We start from the raw sequence: 22,011 nt of genomic DNA on the forward strand, positions 1-22,011 counted from the left end.
GGCCCGTGGCGATAGTCCCCTAGCTGCGGGCCGAGGCAATACACTCGACAGAGATCACCGAACGCCAACGACGGCATATGACGTGCATCACGGGGCATCAACAGGCATTCGGATGCGTTTCGCATCACACCTACGGTGCCGTAAGGTATGGCCGCACGGCATCGGTCTACCTTGGGGGGATGACCTGCACGACCGGACGCACAGACTGAAGGGTTCATACATGGCAAGGGATCTGACTCAACTCGAGCTTCTTACGGAGTTGGAGCCGGTTGCCGCAGAAAACGTCAACCGGCACTTCTCCATGGCAAAGGAATGGCATCCGCACGACTACGTCCCGTGGGATGAAGGCCGCAATTTCGCCGCACTCGGGGGCATCGACTGGGATCCTGAGCAGTCCCGGTTGAGCGAGGTCGCGAAGGCCGCCATGGTCACCAACCTGCTTACCGAGGACAACCTTCCCTCTTACCACCGCGAGATCGCCGAGAACTTCTCGCAGGACGGCGCGTGGGGCACCTGGGTCGGTCGCTGGACCGCCGAGGAAAACCGGCACGGCATCGTGATGCGGGACTACCTGGTGGTCACCCGCGGCGTCGACCCGGTCGCCCTCGAAGAGGCCCGGATGATCCACATGACCAACGGCTTCGCGTCGCCGACCGAGGCCGACGCGGGCTTCCTGCACTCCGTCGCGTACGTGACCTTCCAGGAGCTGGCCACCCGCGTCAGCCACCGCAACACCGGCAAGGTCTGTGACGACCCGATCGCCGACCGCATGCTCCAGCGCGTCGCCGCGGACGAGAACCTGCACATGATCTTCTACCGCAACATGTGCGCCGCCGCGCTCGACCTGTCCCCGGACCAGGCGATCGAGGCCATCACGCTGATCCTGGAGAACTTCCAGATGCCCGGCGCCGGTATGCCCAACTTCCGCCGCAACGGCGTGCTGATGGCCAAGCACGGCATCTACGACCTGCGCCAGCACATGGAAGAAGTGGTGCAGCCGGTGCTCAAGAAGTGGAGCATCTTCGAGCGCGAGGACTTCACCGGCCGCGGCGAGGCCTGCCGCGAGCGGCTCGCCGCGTACCTCGACAAGCTCGGCAAGGACGTCGTGAAGTTCGAAGAGCAGCGCGACCGCATGCTCGCCCGCGAGGCTGCCAAGGCCGAACGCCAGATGGCAAGCAGCAACGCGAGCTGAGCTCGTACCGATAGACATCGAGCCGCCGTCCGGGTCACCGGGCGGCGGCTCGCGTATGTCCGGCTAACGCTCCACCAGCTATTGCAGACTTTCGAAGGTTTATTGCGTCGAAGTTCGACTTCGACGCAATAAACCTTTTAAACGTTGCGCTTGTTGCAATAGGCCCTGGCGACCTCACCGGAAGGGCACGTCAATTCCGCCGACATGGAAGATTCTTCAGGCGTTCTCGTCCATAGTGACGTTGTAGGTCGCGACGGTCCGCATGCCGTTCGGATTCCATGCGGTCGTGCTGATCGCGTTCCCGAGCACATTCATCTGGTAAATGTGGCCCTGTTCGGAAACGACTTCAGCCGGTTCATCCAGCCATTGATGTCCCGGTAGTTCAGCGGCGAGGCGCCGACCGCGTAATCGGTCGATATCCGCTCGGCCACCTGCTCGTCGGCCGCCCGCGCGTTTCGGTCGGCGATATCACTGCGGGCCGGCCGGAGAAACGAGCGCTGCGGTCATCGGATTCGGGCGGCTCGGTCCTACCCGCCGGACCAGGTAATTCCTACGGTAAGGGCACGACGACGAGGTCGGCTGCGCGAAGGGACGGGCGAACATGGCAAGGCACCGCTCACGGTGGATGGATGCGGAGATGGACGCGCTGGCCGAGCTGTCGCGCGACTTCTTCGGCAAGGAATGCGCGCCGCACGAGGAGCGTTGGGCCCAGCAGCAGCACATCGACCGCGAGGTCTGGTTGCGCGCGGGCGAGCTCGGCCTGCTGTGCCCGAGCGTCCCGGAGGAGTTCGGCGGCGGGGGTGGCGATTTCCGGCACGACGCGGTGATCGCCATCGAGCAGGTGCGCGCGCTGGCGCCCAGCTTCGGCGGGCCGGTGCACAGCACGATCATCGCGCACTACATCGCCGGGTACGGCACGGACGAGCAGAAGAAGACCTGGCTGCCCAAGCTGGCCTCCGGCGAGATTGTCGCGGCGATCGCGATGACCGAACCGGGCACCGGATCCGACCTGCAGGCGATCCGTACCACCGCGACCGTGCAGGGCGACGAGTACGTCGTCAACGGCGCGAAGACGTTCATTTCCAACGGTTTCCTGGCCGATCTGGTGCTGGTGGTCGCCAAGACCAACGAGCAGGGCGGCGCGGGCGGCCTTTCGCTCGTCGCGGTCGAGACGACCCGCGAGGGTTTCCGGCGCGGCCGCAATCTGCACAAGATCGGCCAGCACGGGCAGGACACCTGCGAGCTGTTCTTCGACGAAGTGCGGGTGCCGCGCACGAACCTGATCGGCGAGGCCGAGAACATGGGCTTCATCCAGCTGATGCAGCAGCTCGCGCAGGAGCGGCTGATCATCGCGGTCACCGCGATGGCGACGATGGAGAAGACGGTCGAGCTGACCCTGGAGTACACCAAGGAGCGAAACGCCTTCGGCAAGCCGCTTTTCGCGTTCCAGAACACCAAATTCACGCTGGCCGAATGCGATACGGCGGTCACCGTGGGCTGGAGCTTCCTCGACGACTGCGTCGAGAAGCATGTCGCCGGTGAGCTGGACATCCCGACCGCCGCCAAGGCCAAGCTGTGGCTGTCCGAGCAGCAGAACGTGCTGGCCGACCGCTGTCTGCAGTTGTTCGGCGGCTACGGATACATGGCCGAGTATCCGATCGCGCGAATCTTCACCGATTCCCGGATCCAGAAGATCTACGGCGGCACCAACGAGATCATGAAGGAAATCATCGCGCGCGGGCTCTGAGCGCGTCAGTCCCGCTCCGCGGCTTCGTGATTGCCGAATCCGCCGACGATCCTGCCGGGAACGTCGACACTGGGGGGTATTGCGCCGCACCGGCCGGCTGTTTCGATCGTCCGGTGCCGGTCGATCGAAACAGGAAGGCCGACACCATGACCAGTGCACCGAACGGCAGCACCCCGCTCACCGGGAAGGTCGTCGCGATCACCGGCGGGGCGCGCGGAATCGGCCGGGCCACGGCCGAGGCGTTTCTCGGGGCGGGCGCCGCGGTCGCGATCGGGGACATCGATGTGGAGCTGGTCGCCAAGACAGCGGTGGAGCTCGGCGCGGACCCGGCCGCCACGATCATCGGACTGCCGCTGAACGTCACCGACCGTGCGTCGTTCGCCGCGTTCCTCGACCAGCTCGAAGCGGAACTCGGGCCGCTGGATGTGCTCGTCAACAACGCGGGCATCATGCCGACGGGGCTGTTCGCCGACGAGGACGAGGCGATGACCGATCGGATCGTGGATATCAATCTGCGCGCGGTGATCCACGGGTCGCGGCTGGCCACCAAGCGGTTCCTGGCGCGCGGCGGCGGACATCTGATCAACATCGCGTCTCTGGCTGGGACCCAAGGCTTTCCGGGCCTGGCCACCTACTGTGCGACCAAGCACGCGGTGATCGGGTTCACCGCGGCGCTGCATCTGGAAATGAAGGAGCACGGCGTGCAGGTCTCGGCGGTGCTGCCCGGCATCGTGCGCACCGAGCTGTCCGCCGGTGCGAACATGCCGGGCTGGATCGAGCCGATGACGACGGTGGATCCCGAGGACGTCGCGCAGGCGATCCTGCGGACGGTGGTCAAGGGGACACCGATGGTGACGGTGCCTCGCAGGCTGGCCGCGATCATCAAGACCGCGCAGCTGCTGCCGTATCGGGCGCAGCTGGTTGTTGCCCGATTCACCGGGGCGACAACGGCATACGCGCAGCCAGATCCGGAGATCAGGGAGAAGTACCACCGTCGCCTGCGCGATCAATAGCAACCCGCGCAGCGAGATTCAGCCCGCGACCGGCGGGGACCCGCGATAAGAGCCGGGCGGGCTGCCGGTCCAGCGGCGGAACGCGCGCCGGAACGCGCTGGGCTCGGAGAAACCGAGCCGCGCCGAGAGCGCCTCGACCGTTTCGTCGCCGCGCACCAGGCTGGCCACCGCCGCGTCGCGCAGGATGTCCTCGCGGATCTGGGTGATCGAGGTGCCATCCTCGCCGAGCTTGCGGCGCACCGTCTGTGGGCTCATCGCCAGCCGCTTGGCCACCTCGTCGGCGGTGGGCCAGTGCTCACCCACCCCGCCGGCTCCGCCGGCTGCCGTCCCCCGGCGTTCACCCACCCCGCCGGCTCCGCCGGTCGCCGTCCCCCGGTCACCGCGCAGACCGCGGGTGAGGATCTTGCGGACCTGTTCGGCAAGCGAGGTGCCGTAGTCGCGCCGGGACAGCACATCGACGGGAGCGTTGCGGGCCCAGTCGATGAGATCCTCCTCGGTGCGGGTGAGCGGCGCGTCCAGCAACTCGCTGTCGAAGGTGATGGCCGCGGTGGCGGCGTCGAAGACCAGCGGGGCGCCGAAGACGAGGTCGTAGTCGGCGATATTGCGCGGACTCGGATATGGAAACTCGACCTGGCGCAAGGCAACTCGGCGGCCGATGCCCCAGGAGATCATCCGATGTACCGCCGCGAGCAGGAAGACGGTGAGCAGCTCTTCGCCCGCGGCGAGCACGCTGGTGTCGAGCGTGCATCGGGTGCGGCCGCCTTCGGTGGTCACCGCCATCGGTGGCAAGCCGGGTAGTAGTCGCTGGTATTCACCGAACCGCACGATCGCCGAGCCGAGATCGCGACAGGCGACCAGGCCGAAGCCGACCAGCCGGGTCGATCCGCGCGGCACCGGTGCCGGCCCGAGCCCGAACAGTTCGTCGTCGGTGATCCGCCACAGCTGGCGCATGGTCGCGGCCACCTGATCGACCGTCACCCGCGCCCGATCCTGGGCGAGCAGCTCGGGCGCCACTCCGACGCTGCCGAGCAGCTGCACGATGTCGACACCCTGGTGCTGGGCGGTGGCGACGGCGGAGCGCACGAAGTCGATCGGCACCGTCCTCGCCGTCACCACTCCTCCTCCGTCGCTGGTCGAGGCGAACCTACCAGGCCGGATGCGGTGAGCGCGGCGGTCACCGAACGTGCGCAGCGCGGTCATCCCGGCCGCGGCTGCCGATTCCTAGCGTTGCTGTATGGGCAACGACGCGTCGACCGGCGAGGCAGCAGTGACGGACGGGACGAGCTTCAACCTGTCGCGGTTGGGCAACTGGGGTGCGCGCGACACCTTCGAGGTGGATCGGGCGCGCACCATCGCCTATGCCGCCGCGACCAACGATCCGATCACACACCACGACGACGGCATATACGCACCACCGGTTTTCGCGGTGGTGCCGAGCACGGTGATGATGGCCGACGCCGCCATGTCGGTGGTGCCCGACGAGCTGATGCTGCGAATCCTGCACGGCGAGCACGACTTCCGGTTCCACCGGCCGATCGAACCCGGCGAGACGCTAGCGGTGCGGGCCAGGCCGATCGGCATCGAGGGCAAATCCTCGGGCGTCGTCGTCACCTCGCATATCGAGACCTACAGCGTCGGCGGCGGCGACCTGGTCAACGAGCAATACTTCGTCGGTTTCTTCCGCGGTGGTCACTTCGACGGTGCCCGCGGCGAACCCAGTCCGGCGCACGTCTTCGACGAGAACCTACGGGCTCGCGAACCGGACTTCCGCGCGACGCAGACCTTCGACGCGGACCAGACCTTCCGCTACGCCCAACCAGCGGGCGATCCGATGCCGATCCACCTCGTCGACGAGTTCGCCAAGGCGATGGGGCTGCCCGGCATCATCATCCACGGTCTGTGCACCATCGCGTTCATCTCGCACGCACTGATCAGCCGGATCTGCCCGGACGACCCGGCCCGGCTGAAAAGACTTGCCGTGCGGTTGAGTTCGCCCGCGTTCCCGGAGCAGACCATCACCACCGCGGCATGGGCGACCGGCCGCGAGCACGGGCGCGACCGCTACGCCTTCGAAACCCGTTCCGACAGCAACCAATTCGTCATCCAAGACGGGCTCGCGGAGTTCGAGCCCGCATTCGAGAAGGAAACAGTATGAGCAACAGGGTTTTCGTCATCGGTGTCGGCATGACGAAGTTCGAGAAGCCGGGTCGTCGTGAGGGCTGGGACTACCCGGCCATGGCGCAGGAATCGGGCAGCAAGGCGCTGGCCGACGCTGGCATCCGCTACGACCAGGTGCAGGAGGCGTATGCCGGCTACGTCTACGGCGACTCGACCAGCGGGCAGCGCGCCATCTACGAGCTCGGGCTGACCGGACTGCCGGTGGTCAACGTGAACAACAACTGCTCCACCGGTTCCTCGGCGCTGTACCTGGCGGCCAGGGCGATTCGCGGCGGACTCGCCGACTGCGCGCTGGCGCTCGGCTTCGAGAAGATGCAGTCCGGTTCCCTGCAGGCGGGGTACACCGACCGGGAGCAGCCGCTGCTGCGCCACATCGAGGCGCTGGCCCAGCTGCGTGACTTCGCGATGCCGGTGGCGCCCTGGATGTTCGGCGCGGCCGGGGTCGAGCACATGGAGCAATACGGTTCCACCCGTGCGCATTTCGCCAAGATCGCGGAGAAGAACCACCGGCATTCGGCGAACAACCCGTACGCGCAGTTCCGGGATGTGTACACGTTCGACGAGATCACCGGCGCCAAAATGGTTTACGAACCGCTCGGCCTGACCCGGCTGCAATGCTCGCCCACCTCCGACGGTTCCGGTGCGGCGGTGCTGGCCGGCGAGCGCTTCGTCGACGAGCACGACCTCGGCGACCGAGCCGTGGAAATCATCGGCCAAGCCATGGTGACCGACCTCGAATCCACCTTCGCCACCAAGACCGCGCGCTCGCTCGTCGGCGTCGATATGACCGCCGCCGCGGCGCGAAAGGTCTACGAGCAGGCCGACATCGGCCCCGACGACCTCGACGTGATCGAGCTGCACGACTGCTTCTCCCCCAACGAACTGCTCACCTACGAGGCGCTAGGCCTGTGCGGCGAGGGCGAGGGGCACAAGCTGATCGACGCCGAGGACACCACCTATGGCGGGCGCTGGGTGGTCAACCCGTCCGGCGGCCTGATCTCCAAGGGGCACCCGCTCGGCGCCACCGGGCTGGCCCAGTGTGCCGAGCTGACCTGGCAGCTCCGCGGCGAGGCTGAGGCCCGCCAGGTCGGCGACGCGAAAGTCGCACTCGCCCACAACATCGGCCTCGGCGGCGCCGCCATCGTCACCGCCTACCGGCTCGCCCGCCTCTCCGAGTAATCAGGCCAGACCTAGGCGCCGATGCAGCAACGTTGGCGGCCGACGGTGAGGTGGTGGACACGTTAGTTCGTACCCGGTGAGTTACCCATGTGCCCACGAAATCACTAGCCGCGCTGGCAACACCGACCAAAGCCCTTCATCCATCGAAGTAAGGATCAATCCCATGGCACAGGCCAAGGTTTCCAAGGAATTTCCGGCCGCGCAGGAGAAGGTGTGGGCGGTGTTGTCCGACCCGAACCGCTTCGAAGAGTGGCTGACGGTGCACACCAAATGGAAGGAGCTGCCGCCCGCGCAGCTGTCCGCCGGGACCACCATGACCGAGGTGCTCACCATCATGGGGATGGCGAACACCATCACCTTCACCGTGGACGCCTACGACGCCCCGAACTCGACCAAGTTCTCCGGAGTCGGCCTGGCCGGCGCGCAGATCAGCTTCACGCTCACGGTGGAAGCCAAGGGCGACAACGCTTCTCTGGTCACCATCGACGCGGAGTTTATCAGTCAGATGATGGTCGGCGCGATCGGCGGCGCGATCGAGCGCGCGTCCACCAAGGAACTCGAAGCCTCCCTCGCCAACCTCGCCGGTCTACTCGCCTGACCGCGCCTTCCCCCTCGAAAGGAACACCATGGGTTCGCTGGACGGACGCGTCGCCATTGTTACCGGCGCAGGCCGCGGCATCGGCCGGGCACACGCGCTACTGCTCGCCGCCGAAGGGGCCGCCGTCGTGGTCAACGACCTCGGCGGCAACAACGAGGGCGTCGGCGCCGACGCCGGACCAGCCAAGCAGGTGGTCGACGAGATCGTCGCGGCGGGCGGGCGCGCGGTCGCCGACACCGCGAACATCGCCGACTGGTCGGGCGCGAAAGCCCTTGTCGAGCAGGCGATCACCAGCTTCGGTGGGCTGGACGTGCTGGTCAACAACGCGGGCATCCTGCGCGACGCGTTCATCGCCGCGATGGACGAGGCGCAGTGGGACGCGGTGATCGCGGTACATCTGAAGGGCCATTTCGCGGTCCTGCACCACGCCGCCGCGTACTGGAAGGCACAGGCGAAAGCCGGCCGGCAGGTCGCCGCATCGGTCATCAACACCGCCTCCGCGTCGGGCACCTTCATGCCCAACCCCGGCCAGGCGAACTACGGCGCCGCCAAGGCGGGCATCGCCGCCCTCACCCAGGTCGCCGCGCTCGAACTCGAGCGATACGGCGTGCGCGCCAACGCCATTGCCCCCGTCGCCCGCACCCGCCTCACCCTGGCCACCCCCGGCATGGGCGCCATGTTCGCCGAGGAAGTACCCCCAGGCGAGTTCGACGCCTTCGCCCCAGAAAACATCTCCCCCATCGTCGCCTACCTCGCCCAAGAGAAGTGCCCGATCACTGGCAAGGTCTTCGCCGTCCAGGGCGGCGCGATCTCGGCCCTGAACGGCTGGACCGCCACCAAGACCATCGAAACCGACGGCCCGTGGAATCTCACCGATCTGGCCGACCGACTGCCCGAACTGGGCTGATCTGCTGGCCTCAGAGCACGTGTAGAGCTGCTGCGATATCGCCGACCTCGATGTCCGAGCATGTCGTAGCAGTTCTGATCACGAGGTCGAAAGCATCATCGTCGGTGAGCGAAGTGCGGTATCCGTTCGCAAGGAGGAATGCTTCGCACGCCACCCATCCGGTTCGCTTGTTGCCATCCACAAACGGGTAATTGCACACAAGCGAGTGCAACAACGCCGCCGCCTTGTGAGCTACGGCCGGGTATGCCTCGACACCGAAAGCGACCGTCGCTGGACGCGCCACTGCCGAGGCGATCAAGCCGACATCGCGCACGGCCGGGCCGCCGCCGAGCTGCAATCCATTGATTTGGATCACATCTTCGGTGGTCAGGTAGATCATGCGTCCCGCAACCGCGCCAGCAGCTCACTGCGCCGGGTCATCACGTCGTCCACCGCATAGGCGACAATCTGACCGCGTGCACGCTCTGTGGCCCACAACTCGGCAGCCTGAACCAGCGCTGCGTTCAGGCTGATGTGATCCGCCTCCGCCAATGCGGACACGCGCGCATGCACATCGTTTGGCAGGCGCAGCGTCAACGGAGTTGTCGGCTTGGTGGTCATACCTCCAGCGTATCGAGCATGGTTGCAATTTGACACCATGCTTCTGAGGGGAACCGGCGGCAACTCCACGACCAATGAGACACTGGACGGCGTGACGATGACTACCGGGGCGAAGAGCTTGCTGCGGATCGGGCCGTATCCGGTCGATCCGGCGGTGGTGCTCGCGCCGATGGCGGGCATCACGAATCTGGCGTTTCGCAAGCTGTGCCGCGAGTTCGGTAGCCCTACCTCTATCTATGTCTGCGAGATGATCACCGCGCGGGCGATCGTCGAGCGCAACGAGAAGACGCTCGAGATGATGTCGTTCGACGCGGACGAGTCGCCGCGGTCGATGCAGTTGTACGGCGTCGACCCGGCCACCCTCGGCGAGGCCGTGCGGATCATCGTCGGCGAGGGCTGGGCCGATCACATCGACATGAACTTCGGCTGCCCGGTGCCCAAGGTCACCCGCCTCGGCGGCGGCGCCGCGCTGCCGTACAAGCGGGCGCTGTTCGGCCAGATCGTGCGGACCATGGTGCGCGCGGCCGAACCGGCGGGCATCCCGGTGACGGTCAAGTTCCGGATCGGCATCGACGACGACCACCAGACCTACCTCGACGCCGGGCGCATCGCGGAAGCCGAAGGCGCGCAAGCGGTTGCGCTGCACGCCAGGACCGCCGCGCAGCGCTACTCCGGCCAGGCCGACTGGTCGGCCATCGCGCGGCTCAAGGAGGCCGTCAGCACGATTCCGGTGCTCGGCAACGGCGATATCTTCGCCGCCGCCGACGCGGTCCGGATGATGGCCGAAACCGGCTGCGACGGCGTCGTGGTCGGCCGCGGCTGCCTGGGCCGCCCGTGGCTGTTCGCCGAACTCCAGGCGGCGCTGCGCGGCGAGGCGCTGCCCGAGCCGCCGAACCTCGGCCGGGTCGGCGAGGTGCTGTACCGGCACGCCGCGCTGCTGTCCGAGCACCTCGGCGAGGACAAGGCCATGCGCGACCTACGCAAGCACATGGCCTGGTACCTGATGGGCTTCCCGGTCGGGGCCGATCTGCGGCGTTCGTTCGCGACGGTGTCGCGCCTCACCGAGCTGGAAGACCTTGTCGGGCAGCTTGATCCGACGGCTCCGTTCCCCAAGGATGCCGAGGGTCCACGCGGAAGACAAGGCTCCCCAGGCAAAGTCGCGCTGCCGCACGGTTGGCTGGACGACCCGCAGGACCCCTCGGTGCCGCACGGCGCCGACGTAATGCACAGCGGCGGCTGAAAACCGGGCGATCACGGACGGCTGATACCCGGGCGAAGCGACCGCGAATCGGGTATCCAAACCAGACTGTGGCCAATTCGATTTCGCACTCAAGTGGCCCGCCGTGGCGGAATCGTTATCATTGCGGAATCGGTCATGCCGGTCGAGTACGGCCCGAGGCGGCGACGTAGACGAAAAGCGAGGTTCGTTGGTGGGTGACGATCGGCACGGGCGTTCGCCACGGCCCGGAGATCGCGCCCCGTGGGAGCGCTATCCCACGGAGGACAACGACGAGCGAGACGGCTCTCGGTCGTCGCGCAGAGCCCGGCATGCTGATGCCACCGCCGACGCGGGCAACGCACCGCTGACCGTGCAGGATCTGGTCCAGAAGGTCGACAACGAGCGCTCCGGCCGCCGAGGACGACGCACCGCCCCGCCCGCGGAGACCGGCGCCGCGCCGAATCGAGGCACGCGCGCGGCGGGACCTGACGCACGCCCCGCCGAGCCGACCCAACGGCGCCCGGCGGAACCGCCGCGCCGCCAAGGTGACGCACCGCGCCAACCAGACCGCCGCGAAGGTGACGCGCCACGTCAACCAGACCGCCGCCCGAGCGACGCGCCACGCCAACCAGACCAGGAGACCCGCCGCCAAGGCGATCCGGCCGCCCGGCGTCAGGCACCGGCCCGCCCGACCGAGCAGACCCCCCGGCGCTCCGCCGACGGCCCGCCACCACGCACGGCCGGTTCACCGGTCGTCCAGGACATCGCGGGCACGCCCGCCGCACGAACCCCCAACCGTCGCGGCCCCGCCGAGGACAGCAGGAAAGCCACCCCGCCGACGCGGGCGAAGGAAACGCCCGAAGAGGTCACCGACATCCTGCCGCCGCTCGAGGAGACCACCCGCGCCAAGCGCAAGAAGACCGAGTGGCCCACCAACGACGAAACCGGTGCCGCACAACCCAAACCCGTTGGCGCCGCACCGCTGTCCCGCCTGGCCGCCAGCAAGCAGCGCCGCAACAAGCGGCTGCGCGTCGCGGGCCGCGGCGCGCTGGCGATGTTCGCGGTGCTCTGTCTGCTCACCACCGGCGGCGGCTGGAGCTACCTGCGGACCACCGGCAACAACTTCACCCAGATCTCGGCGATCGTCGACAACAACGACGACATCGTCGACTCGGACGCGCAGCTCGGTGACGAGAACTATCTGCTCGTCGGCACCGACACCCGCGCAGGCGTGAACAGTCAGGTCGGCGCGGGCACGCTCGACGACGCCGAGGGTTCCCGCGCGGACACCGTCATGCTGGTGAACATCCCGAAGAACCGTTCCCGCGTCGTGGTCGTCTCGTTCCCGCGCGACCTCGACGTCACCAGGCCGCAGTGCAACGGCTGGGACAACGACAAGGTCCAGTACACCAACGAGACCTTCCCGTCGGCCATCGGCGACAAGCTCAACGCCGTCTACGCGCTTGGCGGGCCCAAGTGCCTGTTCACCACGATTCAGCGGATGACGGGCAGCGCGATCAATCACTTCATCGCGGTCGACTTCGCCGGGTTCGAGGCCATGGTCGACACGATCGGCGGCGTCGAGGTGTGCGCGCCGAAGCCGATCAACGACGAGATCCTCGGCACCGTGCTGGAGAACCCGGGCAAGCAGATGGTCAACGGCGCGACCGCGCTGAACTACGTGCGCGCCAGGCATGTCTACGGCGAGGAGCGCAGCGACTACGACCGGATCAACCGGCAGCAGCGCTTCATGGCCTCGCTGCTGCGCGGTGCGCTGTCCAGCAAGGTGCTCTTCGATCCGGGCAAGCTGAACAGCTTCATCAACGAATTCACCAAGCACACCTGGGTCGACAAGGTGCAGCCGTCGGACCTGCTGACCCTCGGTCGTTCGCTGCAGAAGCTGGACGCGGGCACCGTCACCTTCCTGACCATCCCCACCGCGGGCACCACTTCGTACGGCAACGAGATCCCGCGCGAGCAGGACATCAAGGCGATCTTCAAGGCGATCCGCGACGACCAGCCGCTGCCCGGCGAGAAGAAGGTCACCCCGGCACCCGGCTCCATCCCGTCGGCACCGCCCACCCCGCCGAAGCTGACCGCCGTCGACCCGAGCACGGTGTCGCTGCTGGTGTCCAATGGCTCCGGCACCTCGGGCCTGGCTCAGCGGGCCGCGACCAAGCTCGGCAACCAGGGCTTCGGGATCTTCAATATCGGCAACTACTCCGGCGGCAGCGAGGTCACCTCCAAGGTCCGCTACGGTGCCGGCCAGGAGGCCGCGGCGGCCACGGTGGCGAGCTCGATACCCGGCGCGCTGCTGGAGTCGGCGAGCGATCTCGGCGGCATCGTCGAGGTCGTCATCGGCGGCGACTTCAATGGCACGGTGCGCGCGCCGACGCCGGTCGGCGATCAGATCTCGAACGCGCCCGCGATGGCGCCTGCGACGCCGGTCACTTTGCCCTCCGACCTGGAGCACGTCAACGCGGCGGACGAGACCTGCAAGTAACCGAAGGCGCGACCTGCGGCAACACCGGCGCTAACGTTCGGCACCGGTCATTCACCCTCCGTTGGTGACATGGTCAGCGCCGGGAACTAATGTCTGGTTTTATGCGTGTCATCTACAACGAGCAAATGGCCGATCTCGCCCACCTCTTGGGCGAGATGGCCGGTCTGGCGGGTTCGGCCATGGACCGGGCCACCCAGTCACTGCTCCAGGCCGACCTCGCTCTGGCAGAGCAGGTGATCACCGAGTCCGACCGAATCGCCGAGCTGATCCAGGATGCCGAGGAGCGGGCGTTCGCACTGCTCGCGCTGCAGGCGCCGGTCGCGGGTGATCTGCGTCAGGTGGTGAGCGCGATCCAGATCGTGGCCGACGTCAACCGGATGGGCGCGCTCGCGCTGCACGTGGCCAAGGTGGCCCGGCGGCGCCACCCCAACCACGCGCTGCCCGAGTCGGTCAACGGCTACTTCGCCGAAATGGGCCGCATCGCGGTCAACATGGGCGCCGGTGCCAAAGAGGTGCTCGAGACGCGCGACCCGGAACGCGCCGCGCAGCTCAACGAGGACGACGAGGCGATGGACGACCTGCACCGTCACCTCTTCACACTGCTGATGGACCGCGACTGGAAGTACGGTGTCGCCGCCGCCGTCGACGTCACCCTGCTCGGCCGCTACTACGAGCGCTTCGCCGACCACGCCGTCGAGATCGGCCGCCGCGTCATCTTCCTGGTCACCGGAGTGTTGCCGCCGGACGCCGACGTCGAGTCTTAGTGAGCAGCTGCCTGCCATCCGGTTAAGATGGCAGGCAGTTTCCCGTTGTGGGGCTTGACGTCTCATGTGCGGGGCATGAAGGATTAGCCGCGTAGCTGAGCAATGCATGGCTCGCTACGAGGATGCCGTTATGGGAGTTACGGCACAGAGGGGGCGGAACATGAAGGTCGATCCAACAGAGCTGCGCGCGTTGGCCGCATCGATGGACAAGATCAGTGGCGAGATCGGCGCGCTGAAAGTGCGCACCACAACTGACGCGTTGAGCGCCGCGCTGCCCGGCTCCACGGTGACCGCCGCCTGCGCGACGGCCGGGGCGAACATCGAGGCCGGATGGCTGCGAATGGCGCAGCGCGGCAAGGCGATATCCAACATCGCCAAGGGCGGCGCCGCCAACTATGAAGTGACCGACCAGGATTTCCGGGACAGCCTGAAGAAGCTGGGTGGCGGGCAATGAAGAGCGGCAACCAGGCCCCGACCCTCAGCCAGGTCCAAACGCAATGGCAGCCTTGGAAACTCAACGAGGCCGGCGAGGAAATCAAGACCCGCAATACCGAGTTCGGCACGCTGATCGATCAGACGGTCACCCAGATCAGAGACGCGGGTTCGCACTGGAGCGGCGACGCCTATTACGCGGCCTACGACCGGATAGCCGGTGATCGCGACACTGCCGGCAAAATGGCACAGGAGACGACCGAGCTCGCCAACGCGCTGATCAACGGCGGGAACACGCTCACCGGATACCGGCAGTCGTTGCTGGACAAGGTCACCGAGGCCACCACCGCCGGATTCAAGGTGTCCGACGATTGGCAGGTCACCGCGTCGGGTGACAGCTCGAGCGAGGACGACCTGCATACCCATCAGACGGCGATCACCACCGCGCTCAACGAGATGGTCGGCACCCAGGCCGGCATCACCACCGCCATCGAGCAGGCGAACACGGCGGTGCAGACGCAGAGCGCGGCGCTCGGCGACGGCGATCCGCTCGACGCGGTCACCGGCACGCCGAAGTCGACGCTCACCGCGCAGGAGATCAGCGCCGACCAGCCCGCGAACATGGTGCCTGCGGCGGCTCAGGAGAAGTCGCAGGACCCACAGACGCAAGCGGCCGGCAGTCCGAAAAACATTGCGGACACCACGGATCCGTCGAAAGCCAACACCACCGACCCGTCCAAGGCCAACACCACCGACCCGTCGAAAGCCAACACCACCGACCCGTCCAAGGCCAACACCACCGACCCGTCCAAGGCCAACACCACCGACCCATCTAAGTCCAAAACCGCGGACCCGTCGAAAGCCACCACCACAGACCCCGCCAAATCGGCCGTCCCGTCCGACACCACCAAAGTCGGATCCGGCTCGGCCAACGATCCGAATTCCTGGACGCCGACGAACGTCATCAGCCTGATCAGCACGATCGGCGGAATCACCGGAAACGTACCCACCCTGATCGAGGCCATCGGCAAGCTCGACGACAACTGGGACGACACCATCAAGGCCGCGGGCGACGCGGGCAAGGGCCTCGTCGACTCCGCCGGAAACGCGGCCGAAAAGTTTGCCAGTGCCGCGGACAAGATAATCACCAGCGTCGATCACGCGGTCGACAACACACCCGCGGACACGCAGAAACCAAGCGCGCCAGGCACTCCGGGCAGTACGCATCCGGGCACCACTGAAAAGCCCCAAACGCCACCGGCGAATGCCCCCACCGGACAGCAACCGCAAACGCCACCGTCTAACACCGGCCACCCGCAGACGCCACCCGCTAACACCGGCCAGCCGCAAACGCCACCGACCAACACTCATACCCAATCGGTCGAGCAGGCCCCCGCCACGAACAACCCGGCCACCTACACCGCGAGCCCCGCCGCGACCACACCCGCGAGCAGCAGCCTTTTCGGCCTCCCGTCGCCGACCCGCGGCAATGAATCCGAGCGCGAGCACCGCCCCAACAACTACGTGATCCAGTCCGCCGAACCCGAGGCGGCCGAACACTGACCGCCGCGAAAGGCGCGGGCCCGCAACGCGATCCCCGTGCAGACGACAATGGCCCGCGCACCGCGCGGGCCATTGTTCGTTCGTCCCAACCGATCTCGGATTATCCGAAGCGACCGGAGATGTAGTCCTCGGTCGCCTTCTGCCCGGGGTTGGAGAAGATCTTCTCGGTATCGTCGATCTCGATGAGCCGACCCGGCTTGCCCTGCGCCTCCAGGTTGAAGAAGCCGGTCTGGTCACTCACCCGGGCAGCCTGCTGCATGTTGTGGGTGACGATGACGATGGTGAATTCCTTCTTCAGCTCGGTGATCAGGTCCTCGATCGCCAGCGTGGAGATCGGGTCCAGCGCCGAACAGGGCTCGTCCATCAGCAGCACGTCGGGGGAAACCGCGATCGCGCGGGCGATGCACAGACGCTGCTGCTGACCGCCGGACAGGCCACCGCCCGGCTTGTCCAGGCGGTCCTTCACCTCGTTCCAGAGGTTGGCGCCGCGCAGCGAGCGCTCGGCGACCTCGTCGAGTTCCTTCTTGCTCCGCACGCCCTGCAGCTTCAACCCGGCCACCACGTTGTCGCGAATCGACATGGTGGGGAACGGGTTCGGGCGCTGGAACACCATGCCGATGGTGCGGCGCACGCCCACCGGGTCGACCTGCGAGCCGTAGATGTCCTCGCCGTCCAGCAGCACCGCACCCTCGACGCGGGCGTTCGGCGTCACCTCGTGCATGCGGTTGAGCGACCGCAGCACGGTGGACTTACCGCAACCCGACGGGCCGATGAAGGCGGTGACACTGCGCGGCAGCACGGTCAGGTCCACATCGGCGACCGCGTGGAATTTCGCGTAGAAGATATTGAGGTCTTTGACGTCGATCCGCTTGGCCATCTGAGTTTCCTATCGGTTCCGCGTGAGCAGCTTGTTGACGACCGCGGCCGCCGCGTACAGCAGCGCGATGAGCAGGATCAGGGTCAGCGCCGCACCCCACACCCTGGCCCGGCCGGCGGGCTCCGGGTTCGACAGCTCCTGGTAGATCAGCAGCGGCAGCGAGGCCATGTTGCCGTCGAAGAGGTTGCTGTTGATCGACTTGCTGTAGCCGACGAGCACCAGCACCGGTGCGGTCTCACCCATCACCCGGGCGAGGGCGAGCAGGATGCCGCTGAGCATGCCGGGCAGCGCGGTGGGCACCACGATCCGCGCGATGGTCTTCCACTTCGGGATGCCGAGCGCGTAGGACGCCTCGCGTAGTTCGTCGGGGACCAGCTTCAGCATTTCCTCGGTGCTGCGCACCACGACCGGCAGCATCAGCAGCACCAGCGCCAACGACACCGCGAACGCGCTCTGCGGTGCGCCGAAGGTGGCGATCCACAGCGCGAAGATGAACAGCGCCGCGACGATGGACGGCACGCCCGCGAGGATGTCGACCATGAAGGTGGTGGTCTTGGCCAGCCAGCCGCGCCCGTATTCGACCAGGTAGACCGCGGCCATGATGCCGAGCGGCACCGCGATCACCGCGGCGACGGCCGACTGCACGATGGTGCCGTAGATCGCGTGGTAGACACCGCCACCGGACTGGTCCGGCAGGATGCCCTTCTGCGACTTCTGCCACCAGTCAAGGGAGACAACCGATTCCAAGCCCTTGCTCACCACCATGATGAGCACCCAGGCCAGCGGGATCAGCGCGATCGCGAAGCACAGCCAGACCAGGCCGGTCGCGAAGTGGTTGCGGATCTTGCGGCCGGTGCTGACGTCACGGAACGTCGGCGCCTTGATCGGCTTGTCGAGCGTTGTCGTTGTCATCAGCCGTTCACCCTTCCGCCCGCGGCGAGCCGCGCCAGCGCGTTGACGATGAAGGTCAGCGCGAACAACACGAAGCCTGCCGCGATGTAGGCGCCGGTCGGCAGCGGTGAGCTGAACTCCGAGGCCGAGGCGGCGATCCTGGAGGCGAAGGTGTAGCCGCCGTCGAACAGGGACCAGCCGCCCGCCTTCGCCGAGGTGTGCAGCACGACGAGCACCGCGATGGTTTCACCGAGCGCGCGGCCGAGGCCGAGCATCGAACCGGCGATCACACCGCTGCGGCCGTAGGGCAGCACGGTCATCCGCACCATCTCCCACTTGGTGGCGCCGAGCGCGTGCGCGGCCTCGATGTGCGCGGCGGGGGTGAGGTTGAAGACCTCACGCGAGACCGAGGTGATGATAGGCAGAATCATCACCGCGAGCACGACGCCCGCGGTGAAGATGGTGCCGCCGCCGGAGATGGTCACGTTGCCGTCGGAGAACAGGAAGAACCAGCCGAGCTTCTCGTTCAGGAACCGCTCCACCGGCTCGAGCCGCGGCGCGAGCACCAGCACGCCCCACAGGCCGAACACGATCGACGGCACCGCGGCGAGCAGATCGACCAGCATCGCGAACGGTCGCGCCAAGGTCTTCGGCGAGTAGTGCGTCAGGAACAGGGCGATGCCCACGCCGATCGGCACCGCGATCACCAGCGCGAACACCGCGCTCAGCACCGTGACCATGAACAGGTCACGAATGCCGAACCGTAGGTGATCGGCGTTGGAGGTGCTGAACTCCGTGCTGGTCAGGAAGTTCGCGTCGTTCGCGAGCACCGAGGGCACCGCGCGAATCAGCAGGAACAGCGCGATCAGCGCGATGGCGGCGACGATGGTCGCGCCCGAAGCGGTGGCCAGCGACCGGAAGATGGTCTCGGCCCGATTGCTCTGGGCGGGGCGAGCCTTTTTGGCCGGCTCGGTGCTCGGATCACTCGACATGGGGGCAATGTCTCCGGCCGCCCGCGGGCCCGTCGAATCCGACGAGCCCGCGGCGGTCACCTCGGGGTGCACGGTCATTAGTGTGCGATCAGGAGATGGCGTTGATTGCGGTGGTCAGGCGGGTCTTGAACTTGTCCGGGATCGGGACGTACCCGGCCTCGTCGAGACCCTTCTGGCCGTTGCTGGTCGCCGAGGTCAGGAACGCCTTGACCGCCTTGGCGGTGTCCGCGTCGCTGTACTTCGAGCAGACGATCTCGTAGGTGGCCAGCATGATCGGGTAGGCGCCCGCCTCGGTGGGCTTGTAGAACGAGCTGGTGTCGAGCACCAGGTCGTTGCCCTCGCCCTTGACCTTCACACCGTCGATGGCCTTGCCCGCGGAGGCCGCGGACAGCTTGACCGGATCCTTGCTCGCCGAGGTGACGATCTGCGCGATGGCCAGGTTCTGCGACTTCGCGAACGACCACTCGTTGTAGGTGATCGCGTTCTTGGTGCTCTTGATGGCGGCCGAGGTGCCCTCGTTGCCCTTGGCACCCTCACCGACACCGCCGGTGAACGCCTTGCCCGCACCCTTGCCCCAGGCGCCGTCCGACGCCGCGTCCAGGTACAGCTGGAAGTTGTCGGTGGTGCCCGACTCGTCGCTGCGGAACACCACCGCGATCTTGTCGGAGGGCAGCTTGGCGCTCGGGTTGAGCGCCTTGATCTCCGGGGCGTCCCAGGTGGTGATGGCGCCGTTGAACACCTTGGCGGCGGTCGGGCCGTCGAGCACGAGGTCGGTGACGCCGTCGATGTTGTAGGTGATGGCGATCGGGCCGAACACGGTCGGCAGGTTCCAGGCCGGGGCGCCGCAGCGATCCTGCGCCTTGGTGATCTCGTCCTTCTTCGCGCTCAGCGGCGAGTCGGAACCACCGAAATCGGTCTGGCCACCGAGGAACTCGTTGACGCCGGCGCCGGAGCCGCTCGAGGTGTAGTTCAGCGTGTTGCCGTCGCAGTTGGCCTCGTAGGCCGCGACGAAGCGGTCCATCGCGTTCTTCTGCGCGGAGGAGCCGCTCGACTTGAGCGCCTTCTTGCCACCGCAGGCGATGTCCGACTTGGCAGAGGTGCCGTCGTTGCTGGTACTGGTGTTGTCGTCGCTGCCACAGGCGGCGAGCGTCATGGCACCAACGGCCAGCACACCAACGAGGGCGCTGCTGCGCTTGAGATTCACTATTCCTCCGACAAAGGCGTCCAACTCGCCCGGTCCCTCACCGGCCCGGACGGGTGATGTGGTGGCTGTTCGCGGGGAACTTGCGCACCAGGCAGCCGTGGGCTGCCCACCAATCAACGTAAAGTCACGTGGTTGACAGCTGGACTGAACTGAGTGAACGGCGGGTGAACAGCCAAGCGCGATTGGGGCGTTATGTGTGACATTAGCCCCAGTTTTACTCGGACGCCGCCGGCGGGACTCCAGCTATTCAGCTGAGGGGTCCGAATAGGCGACATCGATGTGCGCCGGACTGAAGCCGAGCCGGGTGTAGGTGTGCACGGCCGCGGTGTTGTCGGCCTCGGTGTAGAGCAACACTTCGGCGAGGCCGCTGTCGCGCAGATGATGCAGGCCGACCAGGGTCAGCAGGCGGCCGAGTCCGCGACCCTGCGCGGCCGGATCGATGCCTACTACGTAGACCTCTCCGACGGCCGGGTTCTCGTCGTAATGCACCTTGGTCCAATGGAATCCGAGGACGCGGCCGGGCTCGGCGGTGTCGGTCGCGAGGAACAGCCCCTTCGGGTCGAACCACGACTCGGCCTTGCGCGCCTCGATGTCGCGTTCGGTCCAGCCGCCCTGCTCCGGGTGCCAGGCAAACGCGGCGTTGTTCACGCGCAGCAATTCGGCGTCGTCGGAGGGGCCGGCGTAGGTCCGAATGGTCACGCGGCCGCGCGCGACAATCTCCGGTAGCTCTGATGTAGCCAGAGGGCGCCGCATCTGCCACAGCTCGCGCGCGGTGCGCAGCCCGAGCCGCTCGGAAATCGCGGCGGCGGCGGGCAGATTTCCGTGCGCCCACACTCGGGTGCCCGGACCGCCCTCGGCGAGCGCCGCGGCGACCAGGCCGGTGCCGATGCCGTGCCCACGCGCGGGCGGATCGACCGCGACCTCGGCCATCGCCGGGTGTTCGCCGTGCGCCGGAACGAGGTTCGCGTAGCCGGCGAGCACGTCGTCGCGCACGGCGATCAGGTGCCGCACCGTGGGGTCATCGCCCGCGCTCAGCGACAGGACGGCCTGTTCGGAGATGGGGTCGACACCGTCGGTGGCGACCGCCCGTTCGAGCAGTTGCCGAACGTCAGCGGCCGCAGCCGAATCCAGCCGCTCGGTCCACTGTGTTGCCACGCCGTTCATCGGGCTCCATTCCTCGCGCTGCGCGGCATCCCGAGTGGGATACCTACCCGGACAACGTCATTGCGTAGCCCGGCATTTCGCGACAGGACGAGGCCGGTGGGCAGCCCCGCCGCGGCACGTCGAACACCACGCCGGTCGCGCTGAACGCGACGCGAACACATAATGACGTGCCGGTGTTTCGGATTGGGCGGCGGGCCCACCGAGCTCACTGCACAGAGCCGGTGACCGGAGCGAGCGGCGCGTCGTCCGTGCCCTCCGGCTCGTCCTCGGTGGCCGCGGCCGATTCGCTCTTGGCCGCCGTCCGGGACGGGCGCACCGCCTTGTAGCCGACGTTGCGCACGGTGCCGATGAGCGATTCGTACTCGGTGCCGAGCTTGGCGCGCAACCGCCGGACGTGCACGTCGACGGTCCGAGTGCCGCCGAAGAAGTCGTAACCCCACACCTCTTGCAGCAGCTGCGCCCTGGTGAATACCCGGCCCGCGTGCTGCGCGAGATATTTGAGCAGCTCGAATTCCTTGTACGTCAGATCGAGCGGACGCCCGCGCAGGCGGGCGGTATAGGTGCCCTCGTCGATCACCAACTCGCCGAGGGTGATCTTGCCGGAGTTCTCCGGGCTGGCCACACCGCCGCTGCGGCCGACGAGCAGCCGCAGCCTGGCGTCCAGTTCGGCCGGGCCGGTGCCTGGCAGCAGGATGTCGTCGAGGCCCCAGTCCGCGTTCACCGCGACCAGGCCACCCTCGGTGAGCACGGCGACCACCGGCACCGACGACCCGGTGCTGCCGAGCAGCCGGCACAGGCCGCGCGCGGCGGCCAGGTCGGTGCGGGCATCGACCAGCGCGACGTCCGCGGTACCCGCTTCCAACAGCGAGGAGACCTCGGTCGGCACCGGACGCACGTGGTGCGCCAGCAACGACAGGGAAGGCAACACCGCGTCAGGGTTGGGGTCGGAGGTCAGCAGGAGTAGCTCCACAAGCTCTCCTCCCATCTC

The 22,011-nt window shown here is 67.2% G+C and carries 21 protein-coding genes; 12 read left to right on the forward strand and 9 right to left on the reverse strand.

Features of this window, described 5'->3' with window-relative positions:
• Positions 1 to 220 precede the first annotated feature (220 nt).
• The 3 genes from ACIBCN_RS31175 to ACIBCN_RS31185 all read left to right on the forward strand — a co-directional run bounded on the left by ACIBCN_RS31175 (position 221) and on the right by ACIBCN_RS31185 (position 3,952).
• On the forward strand, positions 221 to 1,192 hold the full coding sequence (locus ACIBCN_RS31175) for an acyl-ACP desaturase (protein WP_396995281.1): 972 nt from the start codon (positions 221 to 223) through the stop codon (positions 1,190 to 1,192).
• Positions 1,193 to 1,793: 601 nt separating this feature from the next.
• The gene (locus ACIBCN_RS31180) at positions 1,794 to 2,939 is read left to right on the forward strand and encodes an acyl-CoA dehydrogenase family protein (RefSeq protein ID WP_396995282.1); all 1,146 of its coding nucleotides are present in this window, start codon (positions 1,794 to 1,796) and stop codon (positions 2,937 to 2,939) included.
• A 146-nt stretch (positions 2,940 to 3,085) separates the two neighbouring features.
• The gene (locus ACIBCN_RS31185) at positions 3,086 to 3,952 is read left to right on the forward strand and encodes an SDR family oxidoreductase (protein ID WP_396995283.1); all 867 of its coding nucleotides are present in this window, start codon (positions 3,086 to 3,088) and stop codon (positions 3,950 to 3,952) included.
• Positions 3,953 to 3,970: 18 nt separating this feature from the next.
• On the opposite strand, the gene ACIBCN_RS31190 is transcribed toward ACIBCN_RS31185, so the two are convergent.
• The gene (locus tag ACIBCN_RS31190; RefSeq protein WP_396995284.1) at positions 3,971 to 5,065 is read right to left on the reverse strand and encodes an AraC family transcriptional regulator; all 1,095 of its coding nucleotides are present in this window, start codon (positions 5,063 to 5,065) and stop codon (positions 3,971 to 3,973) included.
• 121 nt (positions 5,066 to 5,186) lie between these two features.
• Between ACIBCN_RS31190 and ACIBCN_RS31195 the strand changes: the two genes are divergently transcribed.
• The 4 genes from ACIBCN_RS31195 to ACIBCN_RS31210 all read left to right on the forward strand — a co-directional run bounded on the left by ACIBCN_RS31195 (position 5,187) and on the right by ACIBCN_RS31210 (position 8,814).
• Positions 5,187 to 6,107: a MaoC/PaaZ C-terminal domain-containing protein gene (locus ACIBCN_RS31195; RefSeq protein ID WP_396995285.1), complete on the forward strand. Its 921-nt coding sequence runs from the start codon at positions 5,187 to 5,189 to the stop codon at positions 6,105 to 6,107.
• Positions 6,104 to 7,309 carry a lipid-transfer protein gene (locus tag ACIBCN_RS31200; RefSeq protein WP_396995286.1) on the forward strand — a complete coding sequence of 402 codons (1,206 nt, stop codon included), beginning with the start codon at positions 6,104 to 6,106 and terminating at the stop codon, positions 7,307 to 7,309. Before ACIBCN_RS31195 ends, ACIBCN_RS31200 begins: the two co-directional genes overlap by 4 nt.
• A 163-nt stretch (positions 7,310 to 7,472) precedes the next feature.
• Entirely contained in the window at positions 7,473 to 7,907 is a 435-nt protein-coding gene (locus tag ACIBCN_RS31205; protein WP_396995287.1) for an SRPBCC family protein, read from the forward strand.
• A gap of 28 nt (positions 7,908 to 7,935) precedes the next feature.
• Positions 7,936 to 8,814, forward strand: a complete 879-nt coding sequence (locus ACIBCN_RS31210; protein WP_396995288.1) for an SDR family oxidoreductase — start codon at positions 7,936 to 7,938, stop codon at positions 8,812 to 8,814.
• Between the two features lie 10 nt (positions 8,815 to 8,824).
• Here ACIBCN_RS31210 and ACIBCN_RS31215 read toward each other — a convergent pair whose 3' ends face one another.
• Positions 8,825 to 9,193 carry a type II toxin-antitoxin system death-on-curing family toxin gene (locus ACIBCN_RS31215; protein ID WP_396995289.1) on the reverse strand — a complete coding sequence of 123 codons (369 nt, stop codon included), beginning with the start codon at positions 9,191 to 9,193 and terminating at the stop codon, positions 8,825 to 8,827.
• Positions 9,190 to 9,414 carry a toxin-antitoxin system HicB family antitoxin gene (locus tag ACIBCN_RS31220; protein WP_396995290.1) on the reverse strand — a complete coding sequence of 75 codons (225 nt, stop codon included), beginning with the start codon at positions 9,412 to 9,414 and terminating at the stop codon, positions 9,190 to 9,192. The genes ACIBCN_RS31215 and ACIBCN_RS31220 overlap by 4 nt, the downstream gene beginning before the upstream one ends.
• A gap of 97 nt (positions 9,415 to 9,511) precedes the next feature.
• Here ACIBCN_RS31220 and dusB point away from each other — a divergent pair, with 97 nt between their 5' ends.
• From dusB to ACIBCN_RS31245, 5 genes are all read left to right on the forward strand, one after another.
• The gene (dusB, locus tag ACIBCN_RS31225) at positions 9,512 to 10,654 is read left to right on the forward strand and encodes a tRNA dihydrouridine synthase DusB (RefSeq protein WP_396995525.1); all 1,143 of its coding nucleotides are present in this window, start codon (positions 9,512 to 9,514) and stop codon (positions 10,652 to 10,654) included.
• 190 nt (positions 10,655 to 10,844) lie between these two features.
• The gene (locus ACIBCN_RS31230; RefSeq protein ID WP_396995291.1) at positions 10,845 to 13,136 is read left to right on the forward strand and encodes an LCP family protein; all 2,292 of its coding nucleotides are present in this window, start codon (positions 10,845 to 10,847) and stop codon (positions 13,134 to 13,136) included.
• Between the two features lie 101 nt (positions 13,137 to 13,237).
• The gene (gene phoU / locus ACIBCN_RS31235; RefSeq protein WP_396995292.1) at positions 13,238 to 13,900 is read left to right on the forward strand and encodes a phosphate signaling complex protein PhoU; all 663 of its coding nucleotides are present in this window, start codon (positions 13,238 to 13,240) and stop codon (positions 13,898 to 13,900) included.
• A 160-nt stretch (positions 13,901 to 14,060) separates the two neighbouring features.
• Positions 14,061 to 14,354: a type VII secretion target gene (locus tag ACIBCN_RS31240; RefSeq protein WP_396995293.1), complete on the forward strand. Its 294-nt coding sequence runs from the start codon at positions 14,061 to 14,063 to the stop codon at positions 14,352 to 14,354.
• Positions 14,351 to 15,895 (forward strand): hypothetical protein, encoded by a 1,545-nt coding sequence (locus ACIBCN_RS31245; protein WP_396995294.1) that lies wholly within the window; start codon positions 14,351 to 14,353, stop codon positions 15,893 to 15,895. Before ACIBCN_RS31240 ends, ACIBCN_RS31245 begins: the two co-directional genes overlap by 4 nt.
• A gap of 100 nt (positions 15,896 to 15,995) precedes the next feature.
• Here the strand turns inward: ACIBCN_RS31245 and pstB are convergent, their stop codons facing one another.
• From pstB to ACIBCN_RS31275, 6 genes are all read right to left on the reverse strand, one after another.
• Positions 15,996 to 16,772, reverse strand: a complete 777-nt coding sequence (pstB, locus tag ACIBCN_RS31250; RefSeq protein ID WP_379282160.1) for a phosphate ABC transporter ATP-binding protein PstB — start codon at positions 16,770 to 16,772, stop codon at positions 15,996 to 15,998.
• Between the two features lie 9 nt (positions 16,773 to 16,781).
• Entirely contained in the window at positions 16,782 to 17,684 is a 903-nt protein-coding gene (gene pstA / locus ACIBCN_RS31255; protein WP_396995295.1) for a phosphate ABC transporter permease PstA, read from the reverse strand.
• Positions 17,684 to 18,655, reverse strand: coding sequence for a phosphate ABC transporter permease subunit PstC (gene pstC, locus ACIBCN_RS31260; RefSeq protein ID WP_396995526.1), 972 nt, complete (start codon positions 18,653 to 18,655; stop codon positions 17,684 to 17,686). Before pstC ends, pstA begins: the two co-directional genes overlap by 1 nt.
• 88 nt (positions 18,656 to 18,743) lie before the next feature.
• On the reverse strand, positions 18,744 to 19,859 hold the full coding sequence (pstS, locus tag ACIBCN_RS31265; RefSeq protein ID WP_396995296.1) for a phosphate ABC transporter substrate-binding protein PstS: 1,116 nt from the start codon (positions 19,857 to 19,859) through the stop codon (positions 18,744 to 18,746).
• 243 nt (positions 19,860 to 20,102) lie between these two features.
• The gene (mshD, locus tag ACIBCN_RS31270) at positions 20,103 to 21,023 is read right to left on the reverse strand and encodes a mycothiol synthase (RefSeq protein WP_396995297.1); all 921 of its coding nucleotides are present in this window, start codon (positions 21,021 to 21,023) and stop codon (positions 20,103 to 20,105) included.
• A 205-nt stretch (positions 21,024 to 21,228) separates the two neighbouring features.
• Positions 21,229 to 21,993 carry a winged-helix domain-containing protein gene (locus tag ACIBCN_RS31275; protein ID WP_396995527.1) on the reverse strand — a complete coding sequence of 255 codons (765 nt, stop codon included), beginning with the start codon at positions 21,991 to 21,993 and terminating at the stop codon, positions 21,229 to 21,231.
• Between the last annotated feature and the right edge of the window lie 18 nt (positions 21,994 to 22,011).

This window comes from Nocardia sp. NPDC051052, from assembly GCF_044456045.1.
Lineage (GTDB): Bacteria > Actinomycetota > Actinomycetes > Mycobacteriales > Mycobacteriaceae > Nocardia.

Bases quoted from the DNA above. Each gene is read 5' to 3' on its own strand.
- ACIBCN_RS31175 (WP_396995281.1), top strand. From the start codon at position 221: ATGGCAAGGGATCTGACTCAACTCGAGCTTCTTACGGAGTTGGAGCCG.
- ACIBCN_RS31180 (WP_396995282.1), top strand. From the start codon at position 1,794: ATGGCAAGGCACCGCTCACGGTGGATGGATGCGGAGATGGACGCGCTG.
- ACIBCN_RS31185 (WP_396995283.1), top strand. From the start codon at position 3,086: ATGACCAGTGCACCGAACGGCAGCACCCCGCTCACCGGGAAGGTCGTC.
- ACIBCN_RS31195 (WP_396995285.1), top strand. From the start codon at position 5,187: ATGGGCAACGACGCGTCGACCGGCGAGGCAGCAGTGACGGACGGGACG.
- ACIBCN_RS31200 (WP_396995286.1), top strand. From the start codon at position 6,104: ATGAGCAACAGGGTTTTCGTCATCGGTGTCGGCATGACGAAGTTCGAG.
- ACIBCN_RS31205 (WP_396995287.1), top strand. From the start codon at position 7,473: ATGGCACAGGCCAAGGTTTCCAAGGAATTTCCGGCCGCGCAGGAGAAG.
- ACIBCN_RS31210 (WP_396995288.1), top strand. From the start codon at position 7,936: ATGGGTTCGCTGGACGGACGCGTCGCCATTGTTACCGGCGCAGGCCGC.
- ACIBCN_RS31215 (WP_396995289.1), bottom strand. From the start codon at position 9,193: ATGATCTACCTGACCACCGAAGATGTGATCCAAATCAATGGATTGCAG.
- ACIBCN_RS31220 (WP_396995290.1), bottom strand. From the start codon at position 9,414: ATGACCACCAAGCCGACAACTCCGTTGACGCTGCGCCTGCCAAACGAT.
- dusB (WP_396995525.1), top strand. From the start codon at position 9,512: ATGACTACCGGGGCGAAGAGCTTGCTGCGGATCGGGCCGTATCCGGTC.
- phoU (WP_396995292.1), top strand. From the start codon at position 13,238: ATGCGTGTCATCTACAACGAGCAAATGGCCGATCTCGCCCACCTCTTG.
- ACIBCN_RS31240 (WP_396995293.1), top strand. From the start codon at position 14,061: ATGAAGGTCGATCCAACAGAGCTGCGCGCGTTGGCCGCATCGATGGAC.
- ACIBCN_RS31245 (WP_396995294.1), top strand. From the start codon at position 14,351: ATGAAGAGCGGCAACCAGGCCCCGACCCTCAGCCAGGTCCAAACGCAA.
- pstB (WP_379282160.1), bottom strand. From the start codon at position 16,772: ATGGCCAAGCGGATCGACGTCAAAGACCTCAATATCTTCTACGCGAAA.
- pstA (WP_396995295.1), bottom strand. From the start codon at position 17,684: ATGACAACGACAACGCTCGACAAGCCGATCAAGGCGCCGACGTTCCGT.
- pstC (WP_396995526.1), bottom strand. From the start codon at position 18,655: ATGTCGAGTGATCCGAGCACCGAGCCGGCCAAAAAGGCTCGCCCCGCC.
- mshD (WP_396995297.1), bottom strand. From the start codon at position 21,023: ATGAACGGCGTGGCAACACAGTGGACCGAGCGGCTGGATTCGGCTGCG.